A 7,880-nucleotide genomic window follows, 5' to 3' on the forward strand; every position below is an offset into this window, starting at 1 on the left:
CATTCCAAAATAATAGTTGTAATCGGTAATATAATAATCAAAAGCTCCCTGAGAATAGCCTGATTCATTGGTCGCAGTTATACTGATAAAATACTGACTACCGGGATCAAGTACTATCTGCTCCTCGAGGCTGGTCCATACCCCTTCATAAGTAGCTATAACATCTTTAAGCTCGCAGTCTCTTGCAATCTTAACAGTATAGGTTATAGTTTCAGAGTCAAAATCATAAGAAGAATCCCAAGAGGTAGATAATATACCATTTTCATAGGATAATTCACCTATATAAAATGGCTGCGGCATTTCAAGTGAATTAAGATACTCCTGATAATGAGCTTGAGGCTCATTTGGTATACTGCTTATTACAGTGTCATACTGTTCACTTGTAATAGGAGAATATAAAACATCTCTTCCTGTAAAAACATATGGCTTTACAACGCTGCTATATCCTTCCAACATTTCTGTTAATCTTTCAGGTGTCATATATGCAAGTTCATCATTTATGGCATCATCAAGAGCTTTCCTGAAATGCTCGGATTTTAAGCATCTTTGGAACAATACATTGCCCCAGTAGTTACTAACGCCCATCTGCCATCCACCATAATCCGTACGTCCTTTTATCTCATTTTCATTGGATGGAAAGCTTCCATCATTATCCCACGAAAGTATATACCAAGTATCTACATTTACCGGACTATATATATAGAAGTTACGGCTGGAAGTATCTACATTACCCGTAAGAATATGGAAAGCCATCCAATATGCCAGATTCTCCATATTAAAATGCTCTTCTATGACTGTATCTATGGGTATTGAATAGTCATTGACATCTTCAAGCATCTCTATAAGCTTTGTATTATCATTATTTCCCTTAATTTCAAGATATGTTTCAAACTTATCAAGATCAAAGTCAGGGTCATCTACAAGCTTTATAGCATCTTCGTACCTGTAGAATTCGCAATAATTGATCTTATAAAGATGCCCTTCCTTATTAAGACCATGCACCTTTAAAGCATTCTTATTGAGCTGCTCAACCTGTGTATAAAGACCATAATCTTCAAAACCGTCATCAGAGCCATCCGTAAGATCATTAACATACAGATGCACGAACTGAGTCCTTAAGCTCATCATCTCATCAATGCCCGTCATAAGATCAAAGCAGAGCTTGTTCCTGAATCTTAAACCGTCCTGTTCATGCTTATTCAAAGCGATTGTAGTCTGCCCTCTGAAATCTCCCTTATTATCCTTTATTTCTATTTTGTAATTCTTTTGCCTAAATAGTGATGAAGTTTGACCTCTTATATTAACAGTTGCATTAGGCGCTGTTTCGCCATATCCAAGCTCTCCAAATGTAGGGCCATTCTCATCTCCCACCTGCAAAAGTCCTGCTACCATATATCTGTCAACGCCCATTTCATCATAATCATAAACACTATAGGTATTGATCTCTTCCCAGGTATGGTTGGTGCCCTCAGAAGCGTTACCAGTTCTTACTGTAAGATACATAGTGACTACATCATAAGGATCATCATTTTCATAAAGCGCATAATTATCATATATATTGTCAGTAATTATTGTATCCTCGGCAAAAGAGACCTCTTCCACCTTCGAAGATGTCTGATACTCCTGCTCTATCTCTTCTACCGCAGCATCATATCCATTTTGAAAGATACTGATGCAGACAAGAGCAACTATAAGAAATATCATGGATACAAATCGGCTAGTCTTCATAATGCCTCCTCTTTATCCTTTTTATTTATAGACCTTCTAAATCTGACTACTCTTGTAAAAATATTGTTCAGATCTTCTCCAAAAAAGGTAAATACGCTTCTTGTCTCCCTACGCACCATAGGCTGAGACGCAAGTATATGATAAGGAATATTTTGCAAGAAAAAGTATAGTCTTATAATGCAGTAGATAAGATATGCCATACTTCCTATTGCAAATGCAAAGCCATAAAATCTGACATTAAGATTAAGTGATATAAGAGAACCTATTGTTGATACACCTGCAAATATGATCGTCGATATCCCGGCCCCTTCATAGTCTGTAAAGTACATAAGGATCAGCATTATCACATTTCCAATCGCATATACACCATAACCTACACAAAGTATCCTGAAATATCCGTCCATAAGATCATCAAAACCAAGCGGAAGTTTATTAAGAAGAGTCATACCTATCGAAAGCATAAGCGCAGTTGCATAAAACTGCCTTCTTGCAGTATACACAAGCTCATGTAAGAGAACCTCTTTCATCTCTTTTTCTGCAACATTAATTTCTCCAATGGAGCCTTTTCCATTGAAAAGGTCATAATACTTTCTGTATTTGGGATAAAAGTGTACCTCGACAGATGCCACAAAATTGATATTGGTAATAAGTATAGTCATAAAAGCAAACAGAGCCGGAATATCATGCTGCGGAGCTCCATAATACTGTCCCTGTATATGCTTGCCAACACCTGAAAACCATGCGATAACAAGATGTGAATATAGACCTATACCTGAGAAAAAGCCTATAACCACCAATGACTTATACTCGTCTATCCAGTGAAGAAAAGAAAAATAATCGTTGCCCTTTGCTGGAAAATACTGATACAAAAGAGCTATGTCAACGCACATCATAACTCCGTATCCAAGACAGACAAACATAAGTAAAATTTCTATCGAAACGCCAACAAACCTGCAGGCAAGAGTTGCCCCACCAAGAGATACTATTATCGATATAACATATCCAATCAGTATACCTTTATAATTTTTAACGGCAGTAAGATAATTCATCATCATCCATACACACAAAAGCTCAGCCAGCATTGTAATATTAAGCACTAAATGTATGAGCTTAATACCAAAGACTATCTGAAAAACTCCATACAAAGGGCAGCCAATTGGAAGTATTATAAATAGGACTCCAGAAAGAGATCCAAGCACCTTATCTTCACTTTCCTGATAGAGCATATCTGATATATATCTTGTTACAACCATGCCGAAAACACTTGTAACCATAAGCGATATAAGAAGGTTATAGGTGATCATACTTGTGAGAAGTTCTCTGTTTTCCTGGCCAAGCCCAAAATGAGATCCTATTATACCTATTCCCATCAGATAAAAAATGCCCAGAAGCATCGGGCCTGCAGTTATCATGCCAGTATATCCATAAGCACGAAGAACTCCAAGTACGCCTGTAGCTTTAAAGAGTTTTTTTAGTTCAAAACCAATTCCAGCCATAGGTAAGCCTTTCTGTTTTTTATCTTCTGTTTTTTATCTTCTGTTTTTTATGTTTATCTATTTTTATCTTTTGTTTTAACTTTTATTAACAGCGCTTTTATACAGATCTTCATAGAGCTTTATCATATTTTCATGTCTGTAATATGCATCTACTCTCTTTCTTCCGATCTCGCCCATCTTTTCGCGTTCGCTTCTTGATCTGCACATTCTCTCCATAGCATGTGCAATTCCTTCTCTGTGCATAGGAGGAGCGAGATAGCCTGCCACTCCGAACTGATCTCCAGGACCTCCTTCAAGAAGATCTCTGCAACATCCTACATCTGTAGTAACACATGGCCTTCTCGCTGCAAGTGATTCGAGTACAGACAGAGGCTGGCCTTCAGAGATAGATGTCAAAATTGTAAAATCTATTTTTTTCATATACTCTGTAACATCCACCTGGCCGGCAAATATAATGTCATCATTAAGTCCAAGTGTATCCACAAGATTAATACACTCCTCGTTGTATTCTTCTTCATCTACGCCGCCAAGTATATGAAGTCTTACATCAGATCTCTTACTTTTAAGTTCGTGAAATGCATATATCATGCTCTTAATATCCTTGATCTGAGCGATTCTTACCACAGCAGCAATGTCTATAATTCCATTTTCTGCTTTAAGAGGTATATTGCAAAATCTTTCATATGCTATACCGTTAGATATAATTGAACATTTTGAAGGATCTGCCCCAAGTTCTATCTGAGTCTTCATGGCTCTGTCAAAAAGTGATGTGATCTTAGCAGCTCTTGTATAGATCGCATCAGAAAGCATATAGAAGAACTTGATCCACTGCCTCTTAAAAGCCGGCTGAACCCAGTGTGCTCTTATTATTTCTTCTTCTCTTTCTCTTGAATAGATACCATGCTCTGTAAGAAGAACTGGTTTACCTGTTTTATAGCCGCCTGTAACAGCAAGGATACCTGCATATCCTGTACATATTGTGTGATACATATCAGCCTTTGGCACATCCTGCATCAGCATATACAAAACAGGAAGGAGCATGGATCTCATTGTATGGAATGTATTTGCAAAAGGCACATAGGGATATTTTTCATCACACAACTTTTGAAGTACTTCAAGAAATTCCTGGCTCATAAGGAAGGATGAGGGGTTTACGCCTTTATCCTGAAAGAGCTCAAGAAGCACTTCCCAATTTGGATGTTCGCAGTCAAGAAGATCTTTCAAAGCTTCTTTTTCCTCATCTTTCATTAAAGGAAGCTTCTTTTTGTCAGGCTTTATTCTAAGTGCATCATCAAGAAATACCTCTTTGATCTCAACTACATTTTTGGGAATCTTGTAAAAGAATTTCCCCTTGTCTTTAGCGCGCGGACCTATAACCCAGAGCACAAATTCATGCTCTTTCATTGCATTTATCATCTGATTAGTCCATGACGATACTCCGCCATGTGTATACGGGTAACTACCCTCTAGTATCAGACAGATTCTCACGTTAAGTCCTTTCCTATTTTACGCACATCACTAAAGATTATATTTATCTATTTCGTATACTCAATTTCCACTGTACTATCAGTTATTTCAAGCAGGTACAGATCACCCTTTATATATGTAAGAGATCCGCCCTGTACGCTTCCAAGCTGGCCTCTGTTAACTCTTACAAGGCAGTAAGCCGTATCAATAAGGCCATCAGCCTTAATTGTAATTCCATCTTCTCTTTGATCTATATCTATAACAAGATTGGTATATCTCTGAACTGCACCTGCTATTCCGCTTCCTGTAAGATGCCTTATAGGAGGAGCTGATTCATTGATCCAGACCATATACTCTTCTATTGTGCTACTTATGGATTCCCAGCCAAGTGCAGCACCCCTATCCTCATCAAGAAGGTCATCAGGATGCATAAAGTGTGATGCAGCCAGATGATAATTAAGCTCCGAAAAGGCTGTTATCCTCATATAATCATCTTTGACACCACCAGATACTATTCGCGGAGTATTGATCATACCGCTTTCATCGACGTCAAACTCCTGGCTATATGTATCTCCAACTGAAGTATATATAGAGGCTATTGTTGTTATTTCAGGATATTCATTATCTATGATCTCAATTCCTTCTTTTGATATAACATTTGACGGAGGCACATAGACCTGGAGCCTTGCTGTTGGAAAAAGACCTGTCGAGAACTCTATAAGTTCTGTCAAAGAATCCCTTATCTCATCATCATCTTCCCAAAGCTTATAGCCAAGATCTACTGTATATACAAAATCACTGTTACATAAAGGCTGATGATTGTAACCATGATATCCCAGTTCTCCACCTGCATTAAGGAGCATATTGCCGTAGTAATAGTAATCAGCAACATCAGTATTGGTTTTAAGCTCACCGCTAACCTGATCTTCGTAAGTCTCTATGATAAGACCTGTATACGGATAGTCATACTTTTTGCCAAGTGAAAGAAGATCTGGCCACCATACATTGGTATAAAATTCTGCTATATCCATTCCATAGTCGCGTCTTATATATTTGCCGTCTCCCTTTGGAACAGGCGACGGGAAATCGTCCAGATAAAAGGTTGCAGCATTGATAACAGGATATATGCAAACATCATCAAGGAGTGAATATGCCGAACTGTAAATACCTCTGTATGCCTTTTCACAGTATCCAAAATTACATACTACAAAATATCCATCACCATACTTTCTGCGCCATATAAGAGGTGTTGATCCGCAAGTCGCAAATACTTCACTTGATTCATCAAGATTGACCTGCATCGAAGAACTATAATAATCCTCAATAGCATATGGAACATCGGTTGATCCCAGCATAAATTCTTCTTCAGGATCAAAGTAGTCTACCTCTATAAGTTCATAACTTACATCAGTTATTCCCAGCTTTCCTATGATAATATCAAGTGTCTCTTCTCTTTCTATGGGAAGGCCAAAAAGAATCTTTCCGCCATTTTCCACATAAGTTGTATAATCAAGTATTTGTTCTCCAAAAGATGTCAGATGCTTGATCGCCATAACCACCTTGTCATAGCCTGTGGGATCAGGGATCTGTTCTGCTATATCTGCAATATCAAAAGGCACTCTAATATCTATTAGAATCTGCTTAAATTCTTCACTTGCCTTTACTGAGTTTTCATCGCCTGAGTCAATTATCAAAAGGCATCTATTTTGACCAGAAGCTTCTTTATAATGAGTTATCTTATCTATATCTACGATAAGGGAATTGCCTTCTGCTGCTTTATATGGAATTCCCGCTCTTTCTATAAGAAGGATCACGAAAAAGGCTGCAAAACCTATCATTATCCTTAAAAGAACAAGTATGTTCTTCTTCATGCCTTTTTCCCTCCTTTCAGACCTGACCTGCCAGGTCAGGATCACTTCTTCCTGCAGCAGATTCTTGTGTACTATCACTCCAGAAGGAAATAAGTTTACGAAGTTCTACTGATTTGTACATATCCTTTTGGTCATATTCATTTATGAGCTTTCTAAGAAGCTTGCCCTGTCTTGTCTCATAGTAATAACGAACGCGAAGAGTAAAAGCCTCCTCATCATTTGGATACTTATCATAAAGGTATGTAGTAAGTTCATCTGCAAGCCCCATATGTCCTGAATCCATATAACTGGATGCAAGCTCTTTATAACGTGTCTTAGTAGGATGAATTCTTACAAGTTTTTTAAGCAGCTGCTGATAGGTACTTACCTGAATTTCAAGAAGCTGGCCAACACACAGACCGCTGTTAATATAATTAGAAAGATAATCTACATATTCTTCTATAAGCTTTTCATTGTCAGGCGCTTCTGCATACTGCGTAGCATACTGCTGAAGACGAAGCTCGTACTCTTTGGAGAACTCTGCCATAGCTGTTGTTGCATAGTGAACCACCTCAACATCATCGTTAAGGCGGGCTTTGCTTAAGGCACTTACATACTGCTGATTATTCTCCATAAGAACGTCAAGCATTACTGATCTTCTAACTGCAGGATCATCCAGAATAAGAGCATCCTCTAATGGAATATCATTAACTGACTCAACCGTCCTTGCAGGCTCTTCTTCGTCCCAGACAAGAGATGCTTTCATACTCTCAAGATCAGAATATTTGGCGCCTGATCTTCCGCTGACATAATAGAGATGAATTATCACAGCACACAAAGGCCCAAATACCGGCACCCAGAATACGACTGCCAGAAAGGGGTAAGGTATCTTTATTAAATTTACGAATGCCAGTATACCAATTGTAAGTACTACAAGAAGGTGTACCAGTAGCATAAATGCCATGATCACTCTACGCTTTTAACCTCTTTAATTTCTGACTCTGACTCATCTTTTACTGTCTCATCTTTTGCTGTCTCATCTTTTGCTGTCTCTTCTCTCTCTGTCTCTTCTTCCTCAGGCTCTTCTACCGGATACATATCTTCTATCTTCTCGCACTTTAAGCCGGCTCTTTCAAATCTTCCAATGATGATCTCTTCACCTTGATCATCAACCTGTGTAGTAAGAATATATATATTGCCGTCATTTCCCAGGCAGACAGAGTCATTATATCTGGTCTTTCCTCTAAGAATCTTTTCCCATTCATCGGCGCTCTTGCCCTCGCCGTCTATCTTAAACAGTCTGAAATCTGTAATCTCGTTATCTGTCATATCCTTATGA

The 7,880-nt window shown here is 38.2% G+C and carries 5 protein-coding genes and 1 pseudogene; all 6 read right to left on the reverse strand.

What is annotated here, in order from left to right:
- Positions 1-1,728 (reverse strand): CotH kinase family protein (locus K6G87_RS13870; protein WP_296838496.1); only part of this gene is annotated, 1,728 nt, incomplete at its 3' end.
- The gene (gene pelG / locus K6G87_RS13875) at positions 1,725-3,224 is read right to left on the reverse strand and encodes an exopolysaccharide Pel transporter PelG (protein ID WP_296838499.1); all 1,500 of its coding nucleotides are present in this window, start codon (positions 3,222-3,224) and stop codon (positions 1,725-1,727) included. The genes pelG and K6G87_RS13870, both read right to left, overlap by 4 nt.
- A 75-nt stretch (positions 3,225-3,299) precedes the next feature.
- Positions 3,300-4,712 carry a GT4 family glycosyltransferase PelF gene (pelF, locus tag K6G87_RS13880; protein ID WP_296838503.1) on the reverse strand — a complete coding sequence of 471 codons (1,413 nt, stop codon included), beginning with the start codon at positions 4,710-4,712 and terminating at the stop codon, positions 3,300-3,302.
- 47 nt (positions 4,713-4,759) lie between these two features.
- The gene (locus K6G87_RS13885; RefSeq protein WP_296838505.1) at positions 4,760-6,562 is read right to left on the reverse strand and encodes a DUF2194 domain-containing protein; all 1,803 of its coding nucleotides are present in this window, start codon (positions 6,560-6,562) and stop codon (positions 4,760-4,762) included.
- A gap of 16 nt (positions 6,563-6,578) precedes the next feature.
- A complete protein-coding gene (locus K6G87_RS13890) occupies positions 6,579-7,505 on the reverse strand; it encodes a hypothetical protein (protein ID WP_296838506.1) in 927 nt (308 codons plus the stop codon).
- A gap of 2 nt (positions 7,506-7,507) precedes the next feature.
- A pseudogene (locus K6G87_RS13895) lies at positions 7,508-7,880 on the reverse strand (hypothetical protein); the annotation flags it as partial.

The organism is Butyrivibrio sp. (genome assembly GCF_024699075.1).

Coding starts and splice junctions, on each gene's coding strand:
- K6G87_RS13890 (WP_296838506.1), bottom strand. CDS start 7,505: ATGGCATTTATGCTACTGGTACACCTTCTTGTAGTACTTACAATTGGT.
- K6G87_RS13885 (WP_296838505.1), bottom strand. CDS start 6,562: ATGAAGAAGAACATACTTGTTCTTTTAAGGATAATGATAGGTTTTGCA.
- pelG (WP_296838499.1), bottom strand. CDS start 3,224: ATGGCTGGAATTGGTTTTGAACTAAAAAAACTCTTTAAAGCTACAGGC.